The organism is Micromonospora sp. NPDC005087 (assembly GCF_042872965.1).
Classification (GTDB): Bacteria; Actinomycetota; Actinomycetes; order Mycobacteriales; family Micromonosporaceae; genus Micromonospora.
Map to the genome: position 1 here is coordinate 998,722 of NZ_JBIALB010000001.1, position 25,647 is coordinate 1,024,368.

Consider the following 25,647-nt stretch of genomic DNA (forward strand, 5'->3'; position numbering starts at 1 on the left):
GTTCGGATCGGCGGGTCCCGGCCACTCGCCGAGCGCCGGGCCGCCACCGGTCATAGGGTGCCTTCATGGCGCAAGCGGGGGTCAAGACCGAGAGCGTCAGCACCGTGGTCGTCGCCGGGGCGGCCAACCTCGCCATCGCGGTGGCGAAGCTGATCGCCGGGCTGATCTCCGGCTCCGCCGCGATGCTCTCCGAGGCGGCGCACTCGGTCGCCGACACGACCACCGAGGTGCTGCTCTACCAGGCGCTGCGCCGTGGCGCGCGACCAGCGGACGCCCGGCACCCCTTCGGGTACGGCAAGGAGAGCTACGTCTGGGCGTTCTTCGCCGCCATGTTCACCTTCGTCGCCGGCGCCGGTTTCGCCGTCACCCACGGCGTGACCACCATCCTGTTGCACCAGCACAGCGACGACTACCTCATCTCGTACATCGTGCTGGGGGTGTCCTTCGTCATCGAGTCGATCTCGCTGGGCCGGGCCGTCCGGCAGGTCCGCCGCGAGTCCCGGCGGTGGCGGACCACTCCCCGACACTTCCTGCGGCTGACCGCCGACACCACCGTCAAGGCGGTCTTCCTGGAGGACAGCGCCGCCCTGATCGGTCTGCTGCTGGCCGGGCTCGGGGTCGGCCTGTCCGAGGCCACCGGCGACGAGGTGTGGGACGGCGTCGCGTCGATCCTGATCGGGCTGCTGCTCCTGACCGTCGCCGGGATCCTGGCCAGCAACAACCTGTCGCTGCTGGTCGGTCGGGCGGCCCCGGAGCGACTGCGCCGCGAGATCGAGCAGGAGCTGGCCGGGCTACCCGAGGTGGAACGGATCGATACCCTGCTGACCATGCAGCTCGGCCCGGACGACCTGCTGGTCGCCGCGAAGGTCGATTTCCGCGACGAGGCCACCGGCGCGGCCATCGAGGCCAGCGCCGACGAGGCCGAACGGCGGCTCACCGGGCGGTACCCGGAGATCCGCTACGTCTTCCTCGATCCCACCCGGTCCCTGCCCGGCGCCGTCGGCAAGGCCCGCAACACCCAGGCCCGGCCGAGCCCGGACTCCGGCGGCGAACCAGACCCGAGCTGAACCACGCGCCGGACCACCCGGGCGCGGGGCGCCGGGTCCGCGCCGCTAGCGTGCCCGTCATGGTGCGATGGCGGGCAGGGACGGTGGCGGCGCTGCGACGGCAGTGGACCGGGGCGGTGGAGCTGGACGTCGACCTGCCCGACGGCACCCGGATGCGGGCGCTGGCCTACCCGGAGCTGGTCGGCACTCCCGAGCCCGGCGACCGGGTGCTGCTCAACGCCGGGGCGCTGCTGATGGGGCTGGGCACCGGCGGGTACGCCCTGGTGGTGGCTCTGCCGGACCGGCTGCCGCCGGACCCGCCGGACGCCGGCGACACCCGCGACGCCGGGCACCTCGTCAAGGCCCGCTACACCCCACTGCAACCGATCCTGCTCGGCGTCGACGAGGAGGCGTCCCCGCACCGGGACGTGCTGGCCGACGCCGACGACCTGGGCGGGCTGCCGGTCGTCACCGCCGACCTGCACTCGGCCCTGCCGGCGATCCTCGCTGGTATCCGGGCCGCGGCCCCGGACGCCCGGGTGGCGTACCTGCTCACCGACGGCGGGGCGTTGCCGGCCTGGTTCTCCCGTACCCTCGCCGGGCTGCGCGCCGAACTGGCCGGCACGATCACCGTCGGGCAGGCGTTCGGCGGCGACCTGGAGGCCACCACCCTGCACGGCGGCCTGCTCGCCGCCCGGTACGTGCTGCGCGCCGACGTGGCCGTGGTCGCGCAGGGTCCGGGCAACCTCGGCACCGGCACCCGGTGGGGCTTCTCCGGGGTGGCCGTCGGCGAGGCGGTCAACGCGATCGCCACGCTGGGCGGTCGACCCGTCGGGTCACTGCGGATCTCCGCCGCCGATCCCCGCCCCCGGCACCGGGGCGTGTCGCACCACAGCCTCACCGCGTACGGGCGGGTGGCGCTCGCCCCGGCGGAGCTGGTGGTGCCCGACGACCTGGACCCGGCGTTGGCCGCCGAGGTGGACGCGGCGCTGGCCCCGCTGGCCGCCCGGCACCGCATCGTCCGGGTGCCCACCGCCGGCCTCGACGCCGCGCTGCGGGCCAGCGTCGTGCCACTGTCCACGATGGGACGTGGCCTCGACGCCGACCACGCCTACTTCCTCGCGGCGGCGGCGGCCGGCCGCCACGCCACCACCCTGCTCCCCTGACAGTGCGGCGGAGGGCGACCCGGGTCAGCGGATCACGGGGCGCTTGTCCCGGGGTAGGGCTTCGATCAACTCCCGAGGCAGGTTGAGGGTCTCCGCGATGACCTGGGGTGGCGTGTTCGCCATCCACTGGGTCAGGGAGATGTCCTCGAAGAGGGGCTTGCGGAACATCTCCAGGAAGACCAGCGGCTCCTCGCCGAGGTTCTCGATGTAGTGGCCGTAGGCGAACGGCACGTACCCGACGTCCCCGGAGCGCATGTCGAAGGTGCCCGCCACACCACTGCTGGCGAACACGCCCATCCGGCCGTGCCCGGAGAGGTAGTACTGCCACTCGTCGTCGGTGGGATGCCAGTGCAGCTCCCGCATCCCACCCGGGTCGACCTCCACCAGAGCGGCGCAGATGGTGGTGGCCGCGGCGAACTGGGACACGTCGGCGATGCGTACCTGCCCACCGGCGAACCGCTGCGGCTGCTGGGCGAGCAGCCGATGGCTCAGCGTGCGGGGCACATCCCCGGTCGGGCTCACCACCCGGTCCCGATCCAGCCGCGGCGGCACCTCTCCGGCGAAGATGTACTTCTCCCGATCCGGGATCGAGTCGAGCTGCTCGGGCCGCCAGCCGAAGTTCTTCGCCAACACGTCCTTCGGGGTGTGCGCGAAGAAGTCGCTGATCAGGAACGTGCCGTTCTCGGTGAACGCCCCGTCGTCGAAGACCAGCAGGAACTCGACGCCCTCGTCGAGGGCCTGGATGTGGTGCGGCACCCCTTGCGGGAAGAACCACAGGTCACCGGCGCGCACGTCGTCGAGGAAGTTCCGGCCCTCCTGGTCGACGGCGCTGATCCGGGCGCTGCCGCGCGACACGTACGCCCACTCGGACTGCTTGTGCCAGTGCAGCTCCCGGTACGCGCCCGGCTCCAACGCCATGTCCACGCCGCACAGCTCGGTGGCGACCGGCAGCTCCCGCACGGTGACCTCGCGGGTCCAGCCGCCCCGTTGGATGCGGGTGTGCGCGTCGGAGAAGGAGAACCGCAGGTTGGGCAGGGTGCCCGCGTCCGTGCTCGGTGGCGTCAACAGATCGGGGTTCTGCCGGTCCTGGACCACGTCGCGCGGCCCGGGGTCCCGCCAGCCGGCCTGTCCCCTCTGGGGTTGTGGCGTCGCCCTGTCCCCGCCCGTCATCGCTCGCTCCCTCCGTCGGCCAGCCCGATGCCACCGCGGCGCCGCGTGCGGGCGTCCGGTGACCGGCGACGGGTACCCGGCCCCGAGACCCGGGCGGGCCAGCGGTGGCCCGGCCGGGCCAGCCACCGCCGACGGGCGGCGAAGACCCGGGGATCAGGCGAGGAAGATGAGGGCGAGCCAGCCGCCCACGATGAGCACCAGCGCTAGGGCCAGCACCCAGGTCGGCACGGTGTACTCGCCGCGGCGGTTGCGGTCGATCTCGGCGCGGATCTTGTCCCGCCGGCGTTCGACCCAGTTCTGCCGCTCGGCGCCGCGCTCGGAGCGGTCGGAAGGTCCAGAAGTCGTCATGGCGCGCCCAGCCTACCGGGCCGGCCGGCCCCGCCGGCGGACACCACCGCCGGGGCCGGCACACCCGTCACATGCTGGCGATCAGCCGCTCCACCCGTTCGTCGTACGCCCGGAACGGGTCCTTGCAGAGCACGGTGCGCTGCGCCTGGTCGTTGAGCTTCAGGTGCACCCAGTCGACGGTGAAGTCCCGCCGCTTCTCCTGGGCGTGCCGGATGAACTCGCCGCGCAGCCGCGCCCGGGTGGTCTGCGGCGGGGTCTCCTTGGCCTCGAAGATCTCCGGATCGGTGGCCACCCGGTCCACGTCGCCGCGGCGCTCCAGCAGCCCGTAGAGGCCGCGACCACGACGCACGTCGTGGTAGGCCAGGTCCATCTGCGCCACCCGGGGGTGCGACAGTGGCAGGTCGTGCTTGCGCTGGTAGCGCTCGATCAGCCGCAGTTTGCTGACCCAGTCGATCTCGCGGGAGACCGGCTCCAGGTCCCCGGTCTCCACCGCGCTCAGCACCCGGCCCCACAGCTCGACCACCCGCTTGGCCGCCTGGTCGCCCCCGCGGCGCTCCACGAACTCGGTGGCCTTGGCCAGGTATTCCTGCTGGATGTCCAGCGCGCTGACCTCCTTGCCGGAGGCCAGCCGGACCTTGCGCCGGCCCGTGATGTCGTGCGAGACCTCACGGATCGCCCGGATCGGGTTCTCCAGCGACAGGTCGCGCATCACCACCCCGGCCTCGATCATCCGCAGCACGATGTCGGCCGTGCCGACCTTGAGCAGCGTGGTGACCTCGTTCATGTTGGAGTCGCCGACGATCACGTGCAGCCGCCGGTAGCGCTCGGCGTCGGCGTGCGGCTCGTCGCGGGTGTTGATGATCGGGCGGCTGCGGGTGGTCGCCGAGGAGACGCCCTCCCAGATGTGCTCGGCCCGCTGTGACAGGCAGTAGACCGCGCCACGCGGGGTTTGCAGGACCTTGCCGGCCCCGCAGATCAACTGCCGGGTGACCAGGAAGGGGATGAGGACGTCGGCGAGTCGGCCGAACTCGCCGTGCCTGGAGACCAGGTAATTCTCGTGGCAGCCGTACGAGTTGCCGGCCGAGTCGGTGTTGTTCTTGAACAGGTAGATCTCACCCGCGATGCCCTCGTCGTGCAGTCGCTTCTCCGCGTCGACGAGCAGGCCCTCCAGGATCCGCTCGCCGGCCCGGTCGTGGGCGACCAGGTCGGTCACCGAGTCGCACTCCGGTGTGGCGTACTCCGGGTGCGACCCGACGTCCAGGTAGAGCCGGGCCCCGTTACGCAGGAACACGTTGCTCGACCGACCCCAGGACACGACGCGACGGAACAGATACCGCGCGACCTCGTCCGGGGACAGCCGCCGCTGCCCGCGATAGGTGCAGGTGACGCCGTACTCGGTCTCGAGGCCGAAGATTCGCCGCTCCATGGTGTGACATTAGCCGTCCGGAGGGCCCGTTCGTCACTGTCAGACCACAGGTCGTGCCCGGGGGGCGGTCACATACCGGTTGAGTGCGACATTCCGTCCGGCCCGCGCGCGCCGGCTGCGCCCCGCCCCGGATGCGCCGGCAACGGCGCGACGGCCCTCTCGGGATGCCGGCTCGCGTAGAGTGCTGAACCCGTGAGGATCCTCGTCACCGGCGGAGCGGGATTTATCGGCTCGGCGTACGTGCGCATGCTGCTCGGCGCGCCGGGCGGCGACGCGGGACTCCCGGTGAGCGAGCCGGACGTGGTGACCGTGCTGGACAAGCTGACCTACTCGGGCAACCTGACCAACCTCGACCCGGTGCGCGACGACCCCCGGCTGCGGTTCGTGCAGGGTGACATCTGCGACCCGGCCCTGGTCGACGAGGTTGTCGCCGGGCACGACGTGATCGTGCACCTCGCCGCCGAATCGCACGTCGACCGGTCCATCGCTGGCGCCGCCCCGTTCGTCACCACCAACGTGCTCGGCACCCAGACGCTGCTGGACGCCGCGCTGCGCCACGGCACCGGGCGGTTCGTGCACGTCTCCACCGGCGAGGTCTACGGCTCGATCGACGAAGGTTCCTGGACCGAGACCTGGCCGTTGGCGCCCACCTCGCCGTACTCGGCCTCGAAGGCCGGCGCCGACCTGCTCGCCCTGGCCTACCACCGCACCCACGGCATGGACGTGGTGGTCACCCGCTGCTCCAACAACTACGGGCCGTACCAGTTCCCGGAGAAGGTCATCCCGCTGTTCGTCACGAACCTGCTCGACGGCGGCACCGTCCCGCTCTACGGCGACGGCGGCAACGTCCGGGACTGGCTGCACGTGCACGACCACTGCCGGGGCATCGCCCTCGTGCAGCACAAGGGCCGCCCCGGCGAGGTCTACCACATCGGCGGCGGCACCGAACTGACCAACCGGGAACTCACCGGCCGGCTGCTGGAAGCCTGCGGCGCCGGCTGGGACCGGGTGGTCCCGGTCCCGGACCGCAAGGGCCACGACCGCCGCTACTCGCTCGACACCATCAAGATCAGCGAAGAGCTGGGGTACGCCCCGAGCATCGACCTGGAACACGGTCTGGCCGCGACGGTCCGGTGGTACCGCGACAACCGGGCCTGGTGGGAGCCGCTGCGGTAGGGATTTACTCGGCCGTCTGCGTGCCCGACTTGTCCTCGAGATCGGCCGACCCGGCGGACGACGTGGGCTTGTGCGCCTCCTCGGTCGGCGACGTCGGCGCCTCGGCACGGTCCCCGGCCGGCGGCTCGGCGCCCCCGTCCAGCAGCGAGGTCAACGCCGCGCCGGTGATCCGGCGGAAGGTCCGCCCGACGCGCCGGCGGTCCAGCACCGCGACCTCAAGCTGGTTCGCGGCGATCGTCCGGGCGGCGCCGCCCTCCCCGCCGACGGTGCTCAACGCCTGCACCGCGACGTTCACCGCCTCCCCGAGCGACATGTCCGCCCGGTGGTTCGACTTCAGCACGCCGGTGATCGCCTCGGCCTGCCCACCCATCGCCATCCGCCCCGGCTCGTCGTTGACCGAACCGTCGTAGGTCAGTCGGTACAGCTCATCGTCGTCGGGAGTGGCACCGACCTCCGCCACGCAGATCTCCACCTCGAACGGCTTCGACTGCTCGGTGAAGATCGCGCCCAGCGTCTGCGCGAACGCGTTCGCCAGGGCCCGACCGGTGACGTCCCGCCGGTCGTAGCTGAGCCCGTTCAGGTCCGCCATCCGCACGCCGGCCCGGCGCAGGTTCTCGAACTCGTTGTACCGGCCGACGGCGGCGAAGCCGATCCGGTCGTAAATCTCACTGACCTTGTGCAGGGCGCTGGAGAGGTTCTCCGCGACGAAGAGCACCCCGCCGGCATAGCTGAGGACCACCGCGCTACGACCCCGGGCGATGCCCTTGCGGGCCAACTCGGAGCGGTCGCGCATGATCTGTTCGGGCGAGGCGTAGAACTGCATGGCCACGGCGGCGGTTCTCCTTACGGCGCTGAGCTGACGACTGCTGACTGGTGGGGGTGGGCGAGAGTCAACCGCCCGGGTTCTCCATCCGGCCGGAAACCACACCCTCGGCAATCGCCGCCGTCTCGGCGTCGGTCAGCCGGCGGGTGCCGTCGGCCGTCGCGGTCATCACCACCGGGTAGATCCGTCGGGTCAGGTCCGGTCCGCCGGTCGCGGTGTCGTCGTCCGCGGCATCGTAGAGCGCCTCGACCGCCAGCCGGGTCGCGTCGTCGACGGACAGGCCGGCCCGGAAGCGCTTCTTCAACGCGGACTTGGCGAAGAGCGAGCCGGAGCCGATCGCGTCGTAGCCGGTCTCCTCGTACGGGCCGCCGGTCACGTCGAAGCTGAAGATCCGGCCAGCCCGCGCCGGGTCCGCGCAGGCGAGGTCGAAGCCGGCGAAGAGTGGCACCACCGCCAGCCCCTGCATGGCGGCGCCCAGGTTGCCCCGGATCATCGAGGCCAGCCGGTTTGCCTTGCCGTCCAGCGAGAGCATGGCGCCCTCGATCTTCTCGTAGTGCTCCAACTCCACCTGGAACAGTCGCATCAGCTCGATGCCGATGCCCGCGGTGCCCGCGATGCCGACCAGCGAGTACGCGTCCGCCGGGTGCACCTTCTCGATGTCGCGCTGGGCGATCAGGTTGCCCATGGTGGCCCGTCGGTCGCCGGCCATCACCACACCGTCAGCGGCCGCGATGGCCACGATGGTGGTCGCGTGCGGCGCCAGGTCGGCGGCCATGCCCGGTGGCAGCGGCCGTCGACCGGGCAGCATCTCGGGCGCCACCCGGCTCAGGAACGTGGTGAAGGAGGACGTCCCCGCGTTGGTGAACACATCTGGTAGACGCCCGGATGGATCAAAGCCCGCTGCCACGTGGTTCCTCTCAGGTACGTGATCGCCCTGGCCAGCCTCATGGGACTGTCACGGAACTGGCCAAGACCACCGTTGCAGTTGAAGCAGAGTATCCCGCGCACCCATCCGGTGCGATGATCGTGGTCCAGATGTTCCGGATCGGGGCGCTCACAGATGGCGCACACGCCGCCCTGCTCGGCCAGGAGCTCGTCGAACTCCTTCTGCCCCACGCCGTAGCGCCGCCGCAGGTGGTATTCGCGCGTGCCGCCGTATAGCCGCTGCGCGGTCTCCTTGCTCCGGTCATTATGGCAGGGTTTGCAGTAGCTGTGCCGACCACTGGCCTTAGCCCTGGTAGTGGGAAAATCCCCCAGCGGCTTGATCTGCTCGCAATCCGGGCACCACTTGAGACCCTGACCGACCGGCGTCGCCGACCGTCGCTGCAGCGAGACGCCTCGCTTGCGGCGACTGACCTCCGACCGGGCGTTCGCGCACGACTTGCAGTAGAAGGCGAGCCCGTCCGTCCGTCGACGGTCGCTGTGGAACTCAGTGCGTGGCAGTAACCGCTTTCAGTCCGGGCATATCTTGTCCGATCGGCCTGACAAACCGGACATATGCCTCATTGGCCCCCTTTTTGGACGTAACCCCTCACGAATTCTTCTGCATTCTCTTCAAGAACGGAGTCGATCTCGTCGAGCAGGTCGTCGACGTCCTCGGTGATCTCGGCGTGCCGCTCCGCCACCTCAGGGTTGGCCTCGGTGGTGACGTCCTCGATCTCCTCGCCCTGCCGGGACTTGCCGGACTGCGACTGACCGCCGCTGTCACGAGTGGCCATAGCTGCCTCCTCTAGATCGCCTGGCATGAAATCTACCCCGTGGAAGCGACGGAAAGCCCCCGCGTCAGCCGTGTTCGGGTGGCACCGATCGCCGATCCCCGACGGGCGCGGCGTCGCTCACCGGCCGGTCAGCGTCTCCAGGAGGTCCTTGGCGCTGGCGCAGCGGTCGAACAACGCCCCGACGTGCGCGCGGGTGCCCCGTTCCGGCTCCATCATCGGCACCCGGACCAGCGACTCCCGGCCGACGTCGAAGATCACCGAATCCCAGCTGGCGGCGACCACCTCGGAGGCGTACTGCGCCAGGCAGCGACCGCGGAAGTAGGCCCGGGTGTCCTCGGGCGGCTCGGTCATCGCGGTGCGCGTCTCCTCGTCGGTGAGCAGCGTCTTCATCGCCCCCCGGGAAACCAGCCGGTGGTAGAGGCCCTTCTCCGGCCGGACGTCGGAGTATTGCAGGTCGACGAGCTGGAGCTTGTGCGCGCCCCAGCCGAGCTTCTCCCGCTCCCGGTAGCCCTCCAGCAGCCGCTGCTTCGCGACCCAGTCCAACTCGTCGGCGCAGAGCATCGGATCGCGACCCAGCCGGTCCAGCACGCTCTCCCAGCGGTCGAGGACGTCGGTGGTCTGCTCGTCCACGTCCGTGCCGTAGCGGTCGTCGACAAAGGACCGGACGCGCTCCAGGTAGGCCCACTGCACGTCCAGCGCGGTGAGCCGGCGGCCGTCGCGCAGCCGCATCCGGTGGGTCAGGGACGGGTCGTGGCTGACCGCACGCAGCTCGCTGACCGGGTCGGCGATGCCGAGGTCCGAGCCGAGCGCCTTCTCCTCGATCATGGTGAGGATCAGCGCGGTGGTGCCGACCTTGAGGTAGGTGGAGATCTCCGAGAGGTTGGCGTCGCCGATGATGACGTGCAGCCGGCGGTACTTGTCGGCGTCGGCGTGCGGCTCGTCCCGGGTGTTGATGATGGGGCGCTTGAGGGTGGTCTCCAGACCCACCTCGACCTCGAAGAAGTCGGCGCGTTGGGAGATCTGGAAGCCGCTCTGGCCGCCGTCCTGGCCGATGCCGACGCGGCCGGCGCCGCAGACGATCTGCCGGGTGACGAAGAAGGGCGTCAGGTACGCCACGATGTCGGCGAACGGGGTCTGTCGGCGCATCAGGTAGTTCTCGTGCGCGCCGTAGCTGGCGCCCTTGTTGTCGGTGTTGTTCTTGTAGAGGTGGATCGGCTGGCTGCCGGGGATGGTGGCGGCCCGGCGGGACGCCTCGGCCATCACCCGCTCGCCGGCCTTGTCCCAGCGCACCACGTCGCGCGGGTTGGTCACCTCGGGGGTGGAGTATTCCGGGTGGGCGTGGTCGACGTAGAGCCGGGCGCCGTTGGTGAGTATCACGTTGGCCAGGCCGAGGTCCTCGTCGGCGAGGGCCTCGGCGGGGTCGTAGGCGGCCCCGGAGTAGGTGAAGCCGCGCGCGTCGCGCAGCGGCGATTCCTCCTCGTAGTCCCACCGGGCCCGCCCACCCCGGTTGAGCTCGGGGCGGGCTCCGTATGCGTTGACCACCTGGGACGAGGTGACCATCGGGTTGGCTCCGGCCTGGCCGGGCACGGAGATGCCGTACTCGATCTCGGTGCCCATGATCCGTCTTACGCTCATCGACCTACCCGCTTCGCTCGCCCGACCCGGTCCCCCGTCACGTCGAGCGTAGTCCGACAGATCGGGGACGGGGGCACGCCGGTGCAGCCGTGTCACCGGTGTCGTCGCCGCGCCCGGGTCCACAGGAAACGGCCGGGGCCCGGGACGCGTCGCGTCCCGGGCCCCGGCCGTTGCTAGCTGTGGCTCAGAGGTACTGGCCGGTGTTGCTGGCGGTTTCGATGGACCGCCCGGCCTCGGCGCCCTTGCCGCCGGAGACCAGCGTGCGGATGTAGACGATCCGCTCGCCCTTCTTGCCGGATATCCGGGCCCAGTCGTCGGGGTTGGTGGTGTTGGGCAGGTCCTCGTTCTCCCGGAACTCGTCGACGCAGGCGTCGAGCAGGTGCTGCAGGCGCAGCCCCTTGCGCCCGGAGGTGAGGAACTCCTTGATGGCCATCTTCTTGCTGCGGTCGACGATGTTCTGGATCATCGCGCCGGAGTTGAAGTCCTTGAAGTAGAGGACTTCCTTGTCACCGTTGGCGTAGGTGACCTCGAGGAAGCGGTTCTCCTCGGTCTCCGAGTACATCCGCAGCACCACGGCGTCGATCATGGCCGCGACGGTGGCCTGGGGGTCGGCGCCGTGCTCGGCCAGGTCGTCCGGGTGCAGGGGCAGCCCGGAGAGGATGTACTTGGAGAAGATGTCCTTCGCCGCTTCGGCGTCCGGCCGCTCGATTTTGATCTTCACGTCGAGCCGACCCGGACGCAGGATCGCCGGGTCGATCATGTCTTCCCGGTTGGAAGCGCCGATGACGATGACGTTCTCCAGCCCCTCCACGCCGTCGATCTCGCTGAGCAGCTGCGGGACGATCGTGTTCTCCACGTCGGAGGAGACACCGGAGCCACGGGTCCGGAAGATCGAGTCCATCTCGTCGAAGAACACGATCACCGGGGTGCCCTCGCCGGCCTTCTCCCGGGCCCGCTGGAAGATCAGCCGAATGTGCCGCTCGGTCTCGCCGACGTACTTGTTGAGCAGCTCCGGGCCCTTGATGTTGAGGAAGAAGCTGGTGTGCTTCTCCTTGCCCTGCCGCTCGGCGATCTTCTTGGCCAGCGAGTTGGCCACCGCTTTGGCGATCAGCGTCTTGCCGCAGCCGGGCGGGCCGTAGAGCAGGATGCCCTTGGGCGGGCGGAGCTGGTGCTCACGGAACAGGTCCGCGTGCAGGAAGGGCAGCTCCACCGCGTCGCGGATCTGCTCGATCTGCGACTGGAGGCCACCGATGTCGGTGTAGCCGACGTCGGGCACCTCCTCCAGGACCAGCTCCTCGACCTCGCTCTTCGGGATCCGCTCGTACGCGTACGAGGAGCGGGGCTCGATCATGAGCGAGTCGCCGGCCCGGATCGCCGAGCCGATGAGCGTCTCGGCGAGGTGCACGATGCGCTCCTCGTCGGAGTGGGAGACCACCAGTGCCCGGTCACCCGGCGCACCGCCCGGCCCCTCCAGGATCTCCTTGAGCATCACCACCTCGCCGACCCGCTCGTAGCCGAACGCGTCGACGATGTTGAGCGCGTCGTTGAGCAGGACCTCCTGGCCCCGGCGCAGCTCGGCCACGTCGAGCGAGGGCGAGACGGCGACCCGCAGCTTGCGACCGCCGGTGAAGACGTCCACCGTGCCGTCGTCGTGCTTGGCCAGGAAGACGCCGTAGCCACTCGGCGGTTGTGCGAGGCGGTCGATCTCCTCCTTGAGCGTCACAATCTGCGTGCGAGCCTCCTTGAGGGTGCTCACCAGCCGGTCGTTGTTCTCGGTCAGCCGCGCCAACTGTGCCTGGGTGGCCGCCAGCCGCTCTTCGAGCTGCCGGACGTGTCGGGGGCTTTCGGTCAACTTGCGCCGCACCAGGGCGAGTTCCTCTTGAAGGAACGCGACCTGCGTGGAGAGATCGTGGGCTTCCTTCTCCCACCGTGCGGCGCGCGAGTCCGCGTCGTCGCTGCGTGCCACGTCCCACCTCCCCGGGGGGCTTGAACGTTCTGCCCTAACACTAGCCGCTATGAGGCCGATTCGGTCCCACGCAACACCCTCGTCACCGAACCTTGATCGCCAAGGGTGGCCTGGCGGGCCGGTACTGGCGTTCGGGTACCGTCGGACCGTACGACGGGAGAACATGGGGGGTGCTCCGGTGGCCGAGGTCGCGACCGACCAGTTGCAGGTCTGGGTGGACCAGGATCTCTGCACGGGCGATGGGCTCTGTGTGCAGTACGCGCCGGAGGTGTTCGAGTTCGACATCGACGGCCTGGCGTATGTCAAGGGCGCCGACGGTGAGCTGCGGATGGCGCCGGGCAGCCGGGTGGACGTGCCCGAGCACCTGCGGCTCGAGGTGATCGACTCCGCGAAGGAGTGCCCGGGCGACTGCATCCACGTCGTGCGGGGCGACGGTGTCGAGGTCGCCGGCCCGGACGCCGAGGACTGAGCCACCCGCCAACCGGCGCGGCCCCCGGCACGAGGGGGTAGGGCTCAGAGCAGCGGGCGGCCGACCACCGAGGCGACCAGCCGGGCGAACTCTTCCAACCGGGCGATCTGCCCGGCGCCGCCGTCGTCGAGGGTCTTGCCGAAGCGCAGCGCGTCGTGCCGTGGCGTGCCGACGATCTCCTCGCTCGGCGGCGCCTCGTCCAGCGAGGTGAGCAGCAGATACACGTCGATGCTGTCGACACGGATCTCGCCGCTGTCGGTGCGGTTGAGCCGGCGACGGCAGCCGACCTCGGTGACGGTGGAGACCGGCACCACCCGCAGCGACGACGTCATCGACCCCGGCGGGCCCTCCGTCGGCGGCACGTCCTCGCCGTGCCAGAGGATCAGCCGGCTGCCGTCGCAGACCACGACCTCCTGCCACACGCCGTTGACCTCGTTGACGAAGCGTTCCAGGGTGAAGCCGAGCACCGACGCGCCGCGCAGCACCCCGCCGAGCGCCTCCAGGGCCACGTCCGGGTCGCGCAGGTAGGCGCGCGCCGCCGACTCCAGGTCCTGGTAGGGCGACCAGTCCGGAAACACCGCGGGCAGATCGCCGCCGCCGTAGCCCGGTCGGCTCATGCCGCCGCCTCCCCCCGCTCGGCGACGCCGTCGCCCGGGCGCGGGCCGACCCGGTCGACCCGCGCACCCACACCGACCTGCCTGCTCGCACCGGCCCGGACGCCCGCACCCCCACGCGTGCTCACGCCGGCCCGCCCAGCTCGATGGTCACGGCCTGTCCATCTCCCCCGTCGCGTCGGGCTCCACACCCGCCACCTGCGCGGCGGCCGCCTGTCGGGCCGCCTCCGCCTCGCGCAGCACCTGCCGGCGCTGCACGTACGCCTCGGTGCCCTTGCTGGGCTTGCGGCGGCGGGGCGGCGCGGTGACCCCGGGGGCCAGCTTGCGGGCGGAGACCAGGAACGCGGTGTGCGCGATCATCCGGTGGTCCGGCCGGACGGCGAGGCCCTCGGCGTGCCAGTCCCGCACCAGCGACTCCCAGGCCCGCGGCTCGGTCCAGCCGCCGCGCTCGCGCAGCGCCTCCACCAGCTCGGAGAGCTGGGGCGTGGTGGCCACGTAGCCGATGAAGACGCCGCCGGGCACCAGCGCCCGCTCGACCATGTCGAGCGTCTCCCACGGGGTGAGCATGTCCAGGATGATCCGGTCGAAGCCGGTCTCCTGGCACTGCGCGACGTCGCCGACGTGCAGGTTCCAGGCCGGGTGCGGCCCGTCGAAGAACGACTCGACGTTGCGCCGCGCGATCTGGGCGAAGTCGTCCCGCAGCTCGAACGAGTGCAGGTCCCCCTCGGTGCCGACCGCGCGCAGCAGTGAGCAGCTCAGCGCGCCGGAGCCGGCGCCGGCCTCCAGGACCTTCGCGCCGGGAAAGATATCGCCCATCGCGACGATCTGCGCCGAGTCCTTCGGGTAGATCACCTGCGCGCCGCGCGGCATGGACAGCACGTAGTCCGACAGCAGCGGCCGCAGCGCCAGGAAGGCCGTGCCGCCGCCGGTGGTGGTGACCACGCTGCCGTCGGGCAGGCCGATCAGCGCGTCGTGCGCCAGGATGCCGCGGTGGGTGTGGAACTCCTTGCCGGGCTCCAGCGTCACGGTGTGCATCCGCCCCTTGGGGTCGGTCAGCTGCACCCGGTCGCCGGGCCGGAACGGCCCCCGGTGCACGGGTGTCAGCGCCGGGGAGGCGGCGTCGGCCGGGACGGTGGAGGGAGTTGCGGTCACGATGTCATCTTCCGGTCGGGTTCGAGGACCTGCGCGAGGTCCGCGATGTGCAGAATGCCGACGACATCTTCGCCTGCCGTCACCACGTACTGCGCGCCCGGGTGGCTCTGCACGGCCTCCATCACCCGCTCGCCGTCCAGCCCGACCGGCAGCGCGGGGAGCGCGCCCAGCGACCGGGCGACGGCGTCCACGGCCAGCCACGGGCGGCGATCGACGGGTACCGCCTCGGCGGCGGCCGGGTCGACCAGCGCGACCGGCCGGCCGGTGGAGTCCGTGACCAGCAGCGCGGCGGCGGGCTGCCCACCCTCGGCGCGCCGGCGCTGGGCCTCGGACAGCGGTGTGCCGGTGGTCACCGGCCAGACCGGCCGGGCCAGGCGGGACAGGTCGATCAGCGGGAACCGGCGGCTGACCCGGGCGGCCCGGATCGACTGCCCGGCGCCGCGCCAGAGGGTGACGGCGACCAGCAGCATCAGCGGCAGCGCCAGTGGCGCCAGGAAGCCGCCGACGGTGAGCAGGAGGACCAGGATCGTGGTGCCGACGGCGACGACGCGGCCGGCCCAGCCGGCGACCTCGGTGCCGCGGTGCCGGTCGCCGGTCAGCCCCCACACCGCGGCGCGCAGCGCCCGGCCGCCGTCGAGTGGCAGCCCGGGCAGGCTGTTGAACAGCGCGACGATGACGTTGCTCACCGCGAGCTGGAAGGCGAGCTGGTGGGCCACGCCGCCCCCCGGCAGGGCGAGCGTGGCGGCGACCGCGACGACGGCCAGCACCGCGGAGACCGCCGGGCCGGCCAGTGACACCAGCAGGTCGACGCGGGGAGACGGGGCGTCCCGGTCCATCTCGGTGTAGCCGCCGAGCAGTTCCAGAGTGATCCCGCGCACACCGATGCCGTAGCGGCGGGCGGTGAGCGCGTGGCCCAGCTCGTGCAGCAGCACCGAGCCGAGCAGCGACACCACGAACCCGAAGCCGATCAGATAGCCGCTGATCTGCGGCAGGTCCAGCTGCCGGCGGGCGAACTCCGCGTACAGCACGGCGACCAGCGCGGCGAGCAGGAGCATCGAGGCGTTGAGGTGCAACGGCACTCCGAACACCCGGCCCACGTTCAGGCCGGTGCGCCGGTCGGGTCGCCGCGGCGGTCGGGATGTCTGCTCCATCGGGACGATGCTACGGACCGGGGGTGTCCGGGCCGGGTGGCGGTCGGTGTCACACCGGTGCCCTAACCTTTGCCGACATGACGGCGGAACCGGTCACCACCCACCAGTCCCCCTCCCCGGCGCAGTTGCCGCCGACGGTGCGGGCCTCGCTGTCCCCGTCGCGGGCGGCGGATTTCAAGACCTGCCCGCTGCTCTACCGGTTCCGCAGCATCGACCGGCTGCCCGAGCGGACCACCATTGAGCAAGCCCGGGGCACCCTGGTGCACGCGGTGCTGGAGCGCCTGTTCGACCTGCCCGCCCAGAGCCGCACACCGGCCGCGGCAGGTGACCTGGTGGCCCCGCAGTGGGACCGGATGGTCACCGAGCAGCCGGAGCTGGCCGGGATCTTCGACGGCGCGGAGCCGGCCGGCCCCGTGGAGTTCCTGCGCTCCGCCGCCGGGCTGCTGGAGGGCTACTTCGCGGTGGAGGACCCCACCCGGTTGGAGCCGGCCGAGCGGGAGAGCCTGATCTCGGCGGTGGTCGACGAGGAGCTGCTGATCCGGGGTTACCTCGACCGGCTCGACGTGGCCCCGGACGGCGCGCTGCGGGTGGTCGACTACAAGACCGGCGGCGCCCCCCGGGAGGCGTTCGAGGCGCGGGCGCTGTTCCAGCTGAAGTTCTACGCGCTGGTGCTGTGGCGCACCCGAGGGGTGGTGCCCAGGGTGCTGCGACTGCTCTACCTGCGCGACGCCGAGGTGTTGGACTACACGCCGGACGCCGAGGAGCTGGTCCGCTTCGAGCGCACGGTGGTGGCGCTGTGGCGGGCGATCGAGCAGGCCACCGCCCGGCAGGATTTCCGGCCCCGCCCGAGCCGTCTCTGCGACTGGTGCAGCCACCAGGCGCTGTGCCCCAGTTTCGGCGGCACCCCGCCACCGTTCCCGGTCGGTGTGGCCGGCGCCGATCCCCTGCGCGATGCCCGGTCCGGTCCGGCGGCGCCGGGCGCCGACGACTGACCTCCGGTGCGCGCACGCCCGTCACCGCGCCTCCTGACCCCTCGCGCCGCGCCACCTCGGGGGCCTCAGGCCGACCGGACAGGTGCCGCGCCGATCGGGACGCGGCGGCTGGCCGAGCTCTACGGTGGTCCGCGGCGCATCGGTAGGCATGCGCGAGGATGACCGGTGCGGCAGCACGGCGTCGGCGCGGGACAGGGAGACGAGATGACCGAACGGGTGGCCTCGGCGCGGCCGGTGCGGATCCTGCTCGCCGACGACCAACCGCTGCTGCGCACCGGGTTCCGGATGGTGCTGGGCGCCGAGGGTGACCTCCACGTGGTGGCGGAGGCCGGCGACGGCCTGGAGGCGGTGGAGCTGTCCCGCCGGCTGCTGCCCGACGTCGTGCTGATGGACATCCGGATGCCCCGGATGGACGGGGTGGCCGCGACCCGGGCGATCGTCGACGCCCGACTGCCGGTGCGGGTGCTGGTGCTGACCACGTTCGATCTGGACGAGTACGTCGTGGGCGCGCTGCGCGCCGGAGCCAGCGGATTCCTGGCCAAGGACGTCCCGGCCGAGGAGCTGATCGCCGCGATCCGCACGGTGGCCGGCGGGGACGCGGTGGTGGCGCCACGGATCCTGCGGCGGCTGCTGGACCGCTTCGCCGACCTGCTGCCCGACCCGGCGGCGACGCCGTCGGCCGTGCTCAGCACGCTCACCGACCGGGAGCGCGAGGTGCTGGTGCAGGTGGCCCGGGGGCTGTCCAACGCCGAGATCGCGGCGGTGCTGTCGGTCAGCGAGACCACCATCAAGACCCACGTCGGGCACGTGCTGACCAAGCTGCGGCTGCGTGACCGGGTGCAGGCGGTGGTGCTGGCGTACGAGTCGGGGCTGGTCCGTCCCCGGGCGTAGGTCCCTGGCGGCAGCTACCTCACTCGGCGTACCCGCAGATCCCTCCCAGGGGCGACGCCCCCGGTTGCCGCGCTCACCTACCGTGACCGGAGATGGCTCGGCGCGGTTGACCCTCTCGTGGGGTCAGCTCCTAGCGTGCGGCCTGGAAGCGTTCCGCCGGTCAGAAAACACGTGGACCGGCCGTCGGGTCAGGGGCAACCCTGAGCCGGCATGGGGGTGCACCCGCAGCGTGAAATCCGCGCCGGATCACCCCGTGGGCGGACGGGACGGGCGCGTGCAGCGCCGATGATGGAAACGGTCGTGCCGGACCAGCGGGGGCGGCGCGTATTGGCAGAGACGGAAGAGGTAGATGACGTGACCGCGACGGTAGGCCAGCAGGCGCAGGCCGCGGCCAGGGCGAACGACGTGTGGAAGGTGTACGGCAGCGGCGAGGCGCAGGTCATCGCGCTGCGCGGGGTGAGCGCGGAGTTCGAACGCGGCCGGTTCACCGCGATCATGGGCCCGTCGGGTTCCGGCAAGTCGACTCTGATGCACTGCCTGGCCGGCCTGGACTCGGTGACCCGGGGGACGGTGGCGATCGGTGAGACGACCGTCACAGGGCTGGGCGACTCCGGGCTGACGAAGCTGCGCCGGGACAAGGTGGGCTTCATCTTCCAGCAGTTCAACCTGCTGCCCACGCTGACCGCGAAGGAGAACATCCTGCTGCCGCTGTCGATCGCCGGGCGCAAGCCGGACCCGGCCTGGTACGACACGGTGATCGACACGGTCGGTCTGCGGGACCGGCTGGACCACCGGCCGGCGCAGCTCTCCGGCGGGCAGCAGCAGCGGGTGGCGTGCGCGCGGGCGTTGGTGTCCCGCCCCGAGGTGATCTTCGCGGACGAGCCGACCGGCAACCTGGACTCCCGCTCCGGCGCGGAGGTGCTCAACTTCCTGCGCAACTCGGTGCGTGAGCACGGCCAGACGATCGTGATGGTCACCCACGACCCGACCGCCGCCGCGTACGCCGACCGGGTGGTCTTCCTCGCCGACGGGGAGATCGTCTCGGAGCTGATCGAGCCGACCGCCGACACGGTGCTGGACACCATGAAGAAGCTGGACACCCCGACCGAGGTGGGCAACTGATGTTCCGGGCGACACTGAAGAGTCTGCTGGCCCGCAAGGTCCGGCTGATCCTGTCCGGGCTGGCGGTGGTGCTCGGAGTGATGTTCGTCTCCGGCGCCTTCGTGCTCACCGACACCCTGGGCCGCTCCTTCGACTCGGTCTTCGCCGACGGCTTCTCCGACATCGACGTGAACGTCGCGGCGAAGCCGAAGGTGGAGGTCAGCGAGGTCCAGGGCGAGCAGACCGCCAACCCGGTGCCCGCCGCGGTGGTGGACCGGGTGAAGCAGGTGCCGGGGGTGGCCTCGGCGACCGGCATCGTCAACGCCGACGGCGCCCGCGTGATCGGCAGCAACGGCAAGGTGGTCACCTCGTTCGGTCCGCCGCAGTTGGGCGAGAACTGGACCGGGGAGAGCGAACTGCTGCAACTGCGCGAGGGCCGCGGGCCACAGGCCGAGGACGAGATCGTCATCAACAAGTCGCTCGCCACGGCGGCGAAGCTGCAGGTCGGCCAGAAGGTCGGGGTGCTCACCGCGTTCGAGTCGAAGAAGCGCGACTTCACGCTCGTCGGCATCCTCGGTTACAGCGGCGACCGGGACTCGATCGGTGGGGTCAACGAGGTCTTCTTCACCACCCCGGTGGCGCAGCGGTTGATGCTCGGCGCGCCGGACGCGTTCAGCAGCATCACCGTACGCGCCGCCGACGGAGTCTCCGACGAGGCGCTGCGCGACGACGTGGCCCGCACCCTGGGCGCGCAGTACGAGGTGAAGACCGGTGAGCAGGTGGCCGCGGACGCCGCGGCCAGCCTCAAGGAGGGCCTCTCCTTCTTCAACAAGATCCTGCTCGGCTTCGCCGCGGTGGCGCTGCTGGTGGGCACCTTCCTGATCCTGAACACCTTCTCGATCATCGTCGCCCAGCGCACCCGGGAGTTGGCGCTGATGCGGGCCATCGGGGCCAGCGGCCGGCAGATCATCGGCTCGGTGGTGCTGGAGGCCATCGCGGTGGGGCTGATCGCCTCGGTGCTCGGCCTGGCGGCCGGCATCGGCGTGGGCGCGCTGCTGGCGTTCCTGTTCGGCAAGCTGGCCGGTGGGCTCACCCTGGCCGGGATCGGCGTGCCGGCGGCTGCGGTGATCGGCTCGTTCGCCGTCGGACTGGTGATCACCGTGGTGGCGGCGCTGCTGCCGGCGCTGCGGGCGTCCCGGATCCCGCCGATCGCCGCCATGCAGGACGTGGCCACCCCGGACCGGCCATTGACCAAAATCACGGTCGCCGGGTCGGTGGTCACCGGCATCGGCGCGGTGCTGCTCTTCCTCGGGCTCAGCGGCAACGCCAGCGGCCAGACGCTGCCCACCATCCTCGGTGGGGTGCTGTTCGCCTTCATCGGCGTGGCGCTACTGACGCCACTGATCAGCCGGCCGGTGGTGAGCCTGCTCGGGGCGATCTTCTCCTGGTCGGTGCCGGGCAAGCTGGGCCGGCTGAACTCGGGCCGCAACCCGCGCCGTACCGCGATCACCGCCGCCGCCCTGATGGTCGGCATCGCGTTGGTCACCGGCGTCACGGTGATCCTCGACTCGGCCAAGGGCAGCATCAGCGCTCTCGCCGAGGACACCATCAAGGCCGAGCTGGTGATCTCCGGTGTGCAGGGCGGCCCGCGGCCGCCGAGCTTCGACCCGGGGGTGCTGGACCAGGCCAAGGCCCTGCCCGGCGTGCAGATGGTCGACGGCGAGTACGGCGACATGGCGAAGCTCAACGGCGAGAGCACCTGGGTCGCGGCGAGCAGCGACGTCGCGTCGCTGCGGCAGATCTTCGGTGCCAAGCCCACCGCCGGTGACATCGACCGACTCAGCCCGACCCAGATGCTGGTCAGCTCGGACACCGCCGACTCCCGCGGCCTGTCGGTGGGCTCGACGGTGAACGTGCAGCTGACCCGGGGCGAGGCGCGGACGTACACGGTCAGCGGCATCTACGAGTCGTCCCAGCTGACCAACCCGGTGATGCTGCCGGTGACGGCGGCGAAGGACTTCGCCATCCCGCAGCCCATCCAGGGCTTCATCCAGCTGGCCCCCGGCACTCGGGTCGCCGACGTGCAGCCGCAGGTGGAGACGCTGCTCGCGGACAGCCCCGAGGTGTCGGTGGCCGATCGGCAAGCGTTCATCAAGCAGCAGACCGGTCAGCTCGACGCGCTGCTCACGATGATCCAGATTCTGCTGGCGCTGGCCATCGTGATCGCCGTGCTGGGCATCATCAACACCCTGGCGCTGTCGGTGCTGGAGCGGACCCGCGAGCTGGGTCTGCTGCGGGCGATCGGCCTGCGCCGCGGGCAGACCATGGGCATGATCACCGTGGAGGCCGTGGTGATCTCCGTGTTCGGCGCGCTGCTCGGCGTGGTGGTCGGCAGCGGCCTCGGCGCCGCGGTGGTCGAGGCACTCAAGGACGAGGGAATCACCGACCTGATCCTGCCGTGGGGGCAGATGGGTGTCTTCCTCGGTCTCGCCGCGATCATCGGGGTGGTGGCCGCGGTGCTCCCGGCGGTCCGGGCGGCCCGGATCAACGTCCTGGGCGCGATCGCCCACGACTGACCGCTCACCACGGGACCCCGGCGCCGCTCGCGGCGTCGGGGTTCCGTGCCATCAGCCCCCGGTCAGCCGGTCGCGCCGGCCCGGTCGACCAGCAGCGCGGCAAGCAGATCCAGGTCCGCGCCGGTCAGGCTCTCCAACTGGTGTACGCCGGGCATGCTCGGCAACGGCGCCTCCGCGGGTACGGCCAGCACCGCCGCGCCGGCGGCGAGCGCGCTGGCCACCCCGGTCGGCGAGTCCTCGATCGCCACGCAGCGGCCGATCGGCACATCCAGCAGCCGGGCGGCGGTCAGGTACGGCTCCGGGTGCGGCTTGACCGCGACCACCTCGTCGCCGCAGACGACCACGTCGAAGCTGTCCCGGCCGAGGGTGTCCAGGGCGATCTCGACCAGCGGCCGGCCGCTGGAGGTGACCAGCGCGGTGGGGATGCCCGCCGCCCGGACCGCGCGCAGCAGGGCGAACGCGCCCGGACGCCAGCGCAGCCCGCTGCGGAACAGCTCCAGGATCCGGGCGTTGATCCACGCCGCGCTGGCCCCCGGGTCCCGTTCGGGCTGGCCCAGGTCGTCGTGCAGGATGCGCATCGACTCGGCCATGCTGGTGCCGACGATCGTCTGGCGGGCGGCGACGGAGAGTTCACCGCCGTACTCCCGCGCCAGTTCCTGCAGTGCGACGTCCCACAGCTTCTCGCTGTCGACCAGCGTGCCGTCCATGTCGAAGAGCACGGCGGCGGGGTGATGGCTGCTCAGCGGATCCTCCAGGGTCGTGGCCGACACACCGGCGATCCTGCCAGGGCCTGCCGCCGCAGATGGCGGCGGCGGGCGCCGGGGTGACGCGGGCAACCCGGTCAGCCCAGGTCGCAGGCCTTCAGAGAGCGCTCGTAGCCGCGGAAGAACGACTCGGTGCGCTGCTCGGAGGTGCCGTGCGAACCCTCGGCGAACCACGGCTGGTCCGGGTCGTCGCCTACGGCCGCCACCCCCTCTCGGAACTCCTCCAGGTCACCCTCGGCCAGGTTCAGGTCGCCGGAGCGCACCGAGTCGCCGAGGTACGCCCCGGCCATGCAGTCGGCCTGCAACTCCTGCTGGATGGTGAAGCTGTAGTTGATGCCGAGCCGCACCTGGATGCCGTGGGCGTACTCGTGCCCGAGCAGGTAGAACACGAACGCGTCACCGACCTGCCGGAACGCCGCCACCGACCAGGCGATGTCGTAGGCGATGAAGTCGCCCCGTGAGCAGTAGACCGCGTTGTTGCGTGGCAGCGGCTGGCCGCCGCAGGACACCTCACCCGCCCGCTGGTACGAGGTGATCCGCCGGATGGGCTGGAAGCCCTGCCCGGACGCCTTGAACTGGGCCGCCCAGTACGGCTCGGCGACCGCCTGGGCGTCGGCGACGTCCTGCTTGAACTCGGCGACGCTGGTGGTGCTGTCGGCCCGGGTGGTGCTGGGCCCCGGCGAGGCCGCCGACCGGTCCGGCGTCGGGCGCTCACCCTCGGGCTCGGCCAGCCCGCCGCCGGCGCACGCGGCCGACACCAGCGCGGCGATCAGCAGCCCCACCAGTGGACCCCGGGCGTCGCGCCCCGATCGTGCCCCCACGGTGCCTCCCCTGGCGTCGGTGCTGAGCTACGCAGTACCCCGACGATACGGTCACCACGCCCACCACCTCATTCACGTGCGTGGCCGCCGGGTGGTTCACGGTTCAGGCGCGGTTCACGGCGCCGGCGTTCAACCGCCACAATGGGCCGGGGCGGGCCACCGTCCGGTGAGGAGGGTCGTCGTGCACGTGCTGGGCAGCCGCCGGCGCAGCCAGCCAGCCCCGCCGCACATCGTGTGGCGGTCGCTGCGCGACCCGTACGAGGCCGGCAGCCGGCCCTGGCTGGAGCTTCGCGACGACGAGGTGGCGCCCCGGGTGGTGGCGGGCTACGCGCCGGTGCTGCTGATCTGGTCGTCGCTGTGGCCGCACCGGCCCCTCGACCGGATCCGCTTCGACCTGGCTCCCGAGCCGCCCGGCTCGGACTGCGCGCTGCGCTGGACGCTCACCACCGACGGGGAACTGCCGGGCGAGAGCACCCTCGGATACCTGCGACACCGGCTCAACTACCTGATCAACAACCGGCTGCGGCTCTCCTACGGTCAGTAGACCGGTCAGCCCGTGCCCTCGCGACTCCGCTGCCACGTGTCGCCCTGGTCGCCGTGCCGCTCGGCCTCGTACCGCTGCTGCCTGGCCCGGGCGTCCCGCCCGGCGGCATCGTCGTCGGCGGAGCGCAACCGCGCCCGATCACGCCACGCCACCACCCCGAACGCCCCAGCCGCCACCGCGGCAAAGACCCCGACCACCACCCACACCGTCGTCATCCCGCCACGCTAACCATTTCCCACCACCCACCCGCCCCGGCGCCGCCCCGGCCCCCGCCCGGTGACCATGAAGTTATTGCCGGGTGGCACGGCGTGTCGTGACAACAACTTCATGATCGACGCGCGGTGAGAGGTGGGGGTTGGAAATGGGGGGTCGTAGCGTGTCCGGGTGGGGTGGGTGGCTTCGACGTCTCTGGTGAAGCGGCGCCGTCGCGGCGCCGGAACAGGAGGACCACCGTGAAGTACATGATCCTGCTCTACGGCTCGCAGCAGGACTACGACGTGCTGACCGGCCGGGCGACCGACCGGCCGGCCATGTCGGCCGAGCAGATCGCGGCCATGCACAAGCACATGGAGACGTTCCACCAGGCGCTCGCCGAGTCCGGGGAACTGGTCGACGCCCGGGGGCTCAGCGAACCGGTGCACGCCCGCCGCGTGCAGGTGCGTGACGGCGCGCCGGTGGTCACCGACGGTCCGTACCCGGAGACGCAGGAGGTGCTGGCCGGCTACACGATCGTGGAGTGCGCCAGCTTCGACCGGGCCACGGAGATCGCCGCCGGTCTGGTCGACCCGGACTCCCCCGGCGGGTACGTGGACGTGCGGCCGGTGCTGGACGGCGTCGAGGACCTGGCCGGCTGACGATGCCGAAGCCCGTCGAGGACCTGCTGCGCGAACTGGCGCCGCAGGTCCTCGGCGCGCTGGTGCGTCGCTACGGGCACTTCGACACCGCCGAGGACGCCGTCCAGGAGGCGCTGATCGCCGCGGCGAGCGGTTGGCCGCGCGACGGCGTACCGGAGAATCCCCGGGGCTGGCTGATCACCGTCGCGTCCCGCCGGCTGACCGACCTGCTGCGCGGCGAGCAGGCCCGGATGCGGCGGGAGGACGCCGTGGCGCGGCGGGTGCTCCCCGAGCAGTGGCAGGCGCCCGCCGCCGACCGGCCGCCGGCGGACGCCGACGACACGCTCATCCTGCTGTTCCTGTGCTGCCATCCGGCGCTCTCGCCGGCCTCGCAGATCGCGCTCACGCTGCGCGCGGTGGGCGGGTTGAGCACCGCCGAGGTGGCCAGGGCCTTCCTGGTGCCGGAGGCGACGATGACCCGGCGGATCAGTCGGGGCAAACAGCGGATCCGGGCCAGCGGGCTGCGGTTCGCGCCGCCCACCGGCGCGGAGCGCGCCGACCGGCTCGCCGCCGTGCTGCACGTGCTGTACCTGATCTTCACCGAGGGGTACGCGCGGACCGCCGGGCCGGGGCTGCTGCGCGGCGACCTGACCGCCGAGGCGATCCGGCTGACCCGGCTGGTGCACCGGCTGCTGCCGGACGATCCCGAGGTGACCGGGCTGCTCGCGCTGATGCTGCTCACCGACGCCCGCGCCCCGGCCCGAATCGGTCCACACGGCGAGCTGGTGCCGATGGCCGAGCAGGACCGGGACCGGTGGCGGGCCGACCAGATCACCGAGGGCGTCGCACTGATCACCGCGGCGCTGCCGCGCGGGGTCGTCGGGCCGTACCAGCTCCAGGCAGCCATCGCGGCCGTGCACGACGAGGCGACCAGCGCGGAGGCCACCGACTGGGCCCAGATCACCGCCCTGTACGAGGTGCTGCTGGCCATCTCCGACAACCCGGTCGTGGCGCTCAACCACGCCGTGGCGGTGGCGATGAGCCGGGGCGCGCCGGCCGGGCTGGCGCTGCTCGCCGAGCTGGCCGACGACACCCGGCTGGCCGACGATCCCCGCCTCCCGGCCGCCCGCGCCCACCTGTGGGAGCTGACCGGTGAACGGGTCGCGGCGCGGGAGGCGTACCGAACGGCGGCGGCGCGGTCGACGAACCTGGCCCAGCAGCGCTACCTGAACGCCCGCGCGGACCGGCTGGCAGACGGTCGGTGA

At 71.7% G+C, this 25,647-nt stretch carries 27 protein-coding genes; 11 read left to right on the forward strand and 16 right to left on the reverse strand.

Going from position 1 to position 25,647, the window contains the following annotated elements; genetic code table 11:
- Positions 1–65 precede the first annotated feature (65 nt).
- Positions 66–1,067 carry a cation diffusion facilitator family transporter gene (locus ACFYPS_RS04715; protein ID WP_354965357.1) on the forward strand — a complete coding sequence of 334 codons (1,002 nt, stop codon included), beginning with the start codon at positions 66–68 and terminating at the stop codon, positions 1,065–1,067.
- 59 nt (positions 1,068–1,126) lie between these two features.
- Positions 1,127–2,212, forward strand: coding sequence for a DUF3866 family protein (locus ACFYPS_RS04720; RefSeq protein ID WP_387322741.1), 1,086 nt, complete (start codon positions 1,127–1,129; stop codon positions 2,210–2,212).
- Positions 2,213–2,236: 24 nt separating this feature from the next.
- On the opposite strand, the gene ACFYPS_RS04725 is transcribed toward ACFYPS_RS04720, so the two are convergent.
- From ACFYPS_RS04725 to pafA, 3 genes are all read right to left on the reverse strand, one after another.
- Positions 2,237–3,382: a cupin domain-containing protein gene (locus tag ACFYPS_RS04725; protein ID WP_387322743.1), complete on the reverse strand. Its 1,146-nt coding sequence runs from the start codon at positions 3,380–3,382 to the stop codon at positions 2,237–2,239.
- A 153-nt stretch (positions 3,383–3,535) separates the two neighbouring features.
- The gene (locus tag ACFYPS_RS04730; protein WP_354965360.1) at positions 3,536–3,730 is read right to left on the reverse strand and encodes a hypothetical protein; all 195 of its coding nucleotides are present in this window, start codon (positions 3,728–3,730) and stop codon (positions 3,536–3,538) included.
- Between the two features lie 67 nt (positions 3,731–3,797).
- A complete protein-coding gene (gene pafA / locus ACFYPS_RS04735) occupies positions 3,798–5,156 on the reverse strand; it encodes a Pup--protein ligase (RefSeq protein WP_354965361.1) in 1,359 nt (452 codons plus the stop codon).
- A 192-nt stretch (positions 5,157–5,348) separates the two neighbouring features.
- Between pafA and rfbB the strand changes: the two genes are divergently transcribed.
- On the forward strand, positions 5,349–6,332 hold the full coding sequence (gene rfbB, locus ACFYPS_RS04740; protein ID WP_387322745.1) for a dTDP-glucose 4,6-dehydratase: 984 nt from the start codon (positions 5,349–5,351) through the stop codon (positions 6,330–6,332).
- 4 nt (positions 6,333–6,336) lie between these two features.
- Here the strand turns inward: rfbB and prcA are convergent, their stop codons facing one another.
- The 6 genes from prcA to arc form a co-directional block, all read right to left on the reverse strand.
- The gene (gene prcA / locus ACFYPS_RS04745) at positions 6,337–7,161 is read right to left on the reverse strand and encodes a proteasome subunit alpha (protein ID WP_387322747.1); all 825 of its coding nucleotides are present in this window, start codon (positions 7,159–7,161) and stop codon (positions 6,337–6,339) included.
- A 61-nt stretch (positions 7,162–7,222) separates the two neighbouring features.
- The gene (gene prcB / locus ACFYPS_RS04750; RefSeq protein WP_354965364.1) at positions 7,223–8,062 is read right to left on the reverse strand and encodes a proteasome subunit beta; all 840 of its coding nucleotides are present in this window, start codon (positions 8,060–8,062) and stop codon (positions 7,223–7,225) included.
- The gene (locus ACFYPS_RS04755; protein ID WP_387322750.1) at positions 7,981–8,271 is read right to left on the reverse strand and encodes an endonuclease VII domain-containing protein; all 291 of its coding nucleotides are present in this window, start codon (positions 8,269–8,271) and stop codon (positions 7,981–7,983) included. Before ACFYPS_RS04755 ends, prcB begins: the two co-directional genes overlap by 82 nt.
- A 386-nt stretch (positions 8,272–8,657) precedes the next feature.
- On the reverse strand, positions 8,658–8,873 hold the full coding sequence (locus ACFYPS_RS04760) for a ubiquitin-like protein Pup (protein WP_067366797.1): 216 nt from the start codon (positions 8,871–8,873) through the stop codon (positions 8,658–8,660).
- Positions 8,874–8,990: 117 nt separating this feature from the next.
- Positions 8,991–10,508 (reverse strand): depupylase/deamidase Dop, encoded by a 1,518-nt coding sequence (gene dop / locus ACFYPS_RS04765; protein WP_387322753.1) that lies wholly within the window; start codon positions 10,506–10,508, stop codon positions 8,991–8,993.
- 184 nt (positions 10,509–10,692) lie between these two features.
- Positions 10,693–12,474: a proteasome ATPase gene (gene arc / locus ACFYPS_RS04770; protein WP_387322754.1), complete on the reverse strand. Its 1,782-nt coding sequence runs from the start codon at positions 12,472–12,474 to the stop codon at positions 10,693–10,695.
- 178 nt (positions 12,475–12,652) lie between these two features.
- Here arc and ACFYPS_RS04775 point away from each other — a divergent pair, with 178 nt between their 5' ends.
- Complete coding sequence (locus ACFYPS_RS04775) at positions 12,653–12,943, forward strand: ferredoxin (RefSeq protein WP_074309704.1); 291 nt, start codon at positions 12,653–12,655, stop codon at positions 12,941–12,943.
- A 44-nt stretch (positions 12,944–12,987) separates the two neighbouring features.
- On the opposite strand, the gene ACFYPS_RS04780 is transcribed toward ACFYPS_RS04775, so the two are convergent.
- Genes ACFYPS_RS04780 through ACFYPS_RS04795 form a run of 4 tightly spaced genes read right to left on the reverse strand, consistent with a single transcriptional unit; the run spans position 12,988 to position 15,860 of the window.
- Complete coding sequence (locus tag ACFYPS_RS04780) at positions 12,988–13,560, reverse strand: hypothetical protein (RefSeq protein ID WP_354965368.1); 573 nt, start codon at positions 13,558–13,560, stop codon at positions 12,988–12,990.
- Positions 13,557–13,685, reverse strand: coding sequence for a hypothetical protein (locus ACFYPS_RS04785; protein ID WP_354965369.1), 129 nt, complete (start codon positions 13,683–13,685; stop codon positions 13,557–13,559). The genes ACFYPS_RS04780 and ACFYPS_RS04785 overlap by 4 nt, the downstream gene beginning before the upstream one ends.
- Positions 13,686–13,707: 22 nt before the next feature.
- Entirely contained in the window at positions 13,708–14,709 is a 1,002-nt protein-coding gene (locus ACFYPS_RS04790) for a tRNA (adenine-N1)-methyltransferase (protein WP_387322757.1), read from the reverse strand.
- Positions 14,706–15,860 carry a site-2 protease family protein gene (locus ACFYPS_RS04795; protein ID WP_387322759.1) on the reverse strand — a complete coding sequence of 385 codons (1,155 nt, stop codon included), beginning with the start codon at positions 15,858–15,860 and terminating at the stop codon, positions 14,706–14,708. Before ACFYPS_RS04795 ends, ACFYPS_RS04790 begins: the two co-directional genes overlap by 4 nt.
- 77 nt (positions 15,861–15,937) lie before the next feature.
- Between ACFYPS_RS04795 and ACFYPS_RS04800 the strand changes: the two genes are divergently transcribed.
- From ACFYPS_RS04800 to ACFYPS_RS04815, 4 genes are all read left to right on the forward strand, one after another.
- Positions 15,938–16,852, forward strand: coding sequence for a RecB family exonuclease (locus ACFYPS_RS04800; RefSeq protein WP_387322761.1), 915 nt, complete (start codon positions 15,938–15,940; stop codon positions 16,850–16,852).
- Positions 16,853–17,056: 204 nt separating this feature from the next.
- Positions 17,057–17,743: a response regulator gene (locus tag ACFYPS_RS04805; RefSeq protein WP_387322763.1), complete on the forward strand. Its 687-nt coding sequence runs from the start codon at positions 17,057–17,059 to the stop codon at positions 17,741–17,743.
- 354 nt (positions 17,744–18,097) lie between these two features.
- Complete coding sequence (locus ACFYPS_RS04810; protein WP_354965373.1) at positions 18,098–18,865, forward strand: ABC transporter ATP-binding protein; 768 nt, start codon at positions 18,098–18,100, stop codon at positions 18,863–18,865.
- Positions 18,865–21,420 (forward strand): FtsX-like permease family protein, encoded by a 2,556-nt coding sequence (locus tag ACFYPS_RS04815; RefSeq protein ID WP_354965374.1) that lies wholly within the window; start codon positions 18,865–18,867, stop codon positions 21,418–21,420. The genes ACFYPS_RS04810 and ACFYPS_RS04815 overlap by 1 nt, the downstream gene beginning before the upstream one ends.
- 62 nt (positions 21,421–21,482) lie before the next feature.
- On the opposite strand, the gene ACFYPS_RS04820 is transcribed toward ACFYPS_RS04815, so the two are convergent.
- Together ACFYPS_RS04820 and ACFYPS_RS04825 are read right to left on the reverse strand one after the other, a co-directional pair.
- Positions 21,483–22,139 carry an HAD family phosphatase gene (locus tag ACFYPS_RS04820; protein ID WP_354965401.1) on the reverse strand — a complete coding sequence of 219 codons (657 nt, stop codon included), beginning with the start codon at positions 22,137–22,139 and terminating at the stop codon, positions 21,483–21,485.
- Between the two features lie 122 nt (positions 22,140–22,261).
- The gene (locus tag ACFYPS_RS04825; protein ID WP_387322766.1) at positions 22,262–23,005 is read right to left on the reverse strand and encodes a neutral zinc metallopeptidase; all 744 of its coding nucleotides are present in this window, start codon (positions 23,003–23,005) and stop codon (positions 22,262–22,264) included.
- Between the two features lie 166 nt (positions 23,006–23,171).
- Here ACFYPS_RS04825 and ACFYPS_RS04830 point away from each other — a divergent pair, with 166 nt between their 5' ends.
- Positions 23,172–23,549 (forward strand): hypothetical protein, encoded by a 378-nt coding sequence (locus ACFYPS_RS04830; protein WP_387322768.1) that lies wholly within the window; start codon positions 23,172–23,174, stop codon positions 23,547–23,549.
- Positions 23,550–23,554: 5 nt separating this feature from the next.
- Here ACFYPS_RS04830 and ACFYPS_RS04835 read toward each other — a convergent pair whose 3' ends face one another.
- Positions 23,555–23,764 carry a hypothetical protein gene (locus tag ACFYPS_RS04835; protein ID WP_354965377.1) on the reverse strand — a complete coding sequence of 70 codons (210 nt, stop codon included), beginning with the start codon at positions 23,762–23,764 and terminating at the stop codon, positions 23,555–23,557.
- 246 nt (positions 23,765–24,010) lie between these two features.
- Between ACFYPS_RS04835 and ACFYPS_RS04840 the strand changes: the two genes are divergently transcribed.
- The gene (locus ACFYPS_RS04840) at positions 24,011–24,403 is read left to right on the forward strand and encodes a YciI family protein (protein ID WP_354965402.1); all 393 of its coding nucleotides are present in this window, start codon (positions 24,011–24,013) and stop codon (positions 24,401–24,403) included.
- Positions 24,404–24,405: 2 nt separating this feature from the next.
- The gene (locus ACFYPS_RS04845; RefSeq protein ID WP_387322770.1) at positions 24,406–25,647 is read left to right on the forward strand and encodes an RNA polymerase sigma factor; all 1,242 of its coding nucleotides are present in this window, start codon (positions 24,406–24,408) and stop codon (positions 25,645–25,647) included.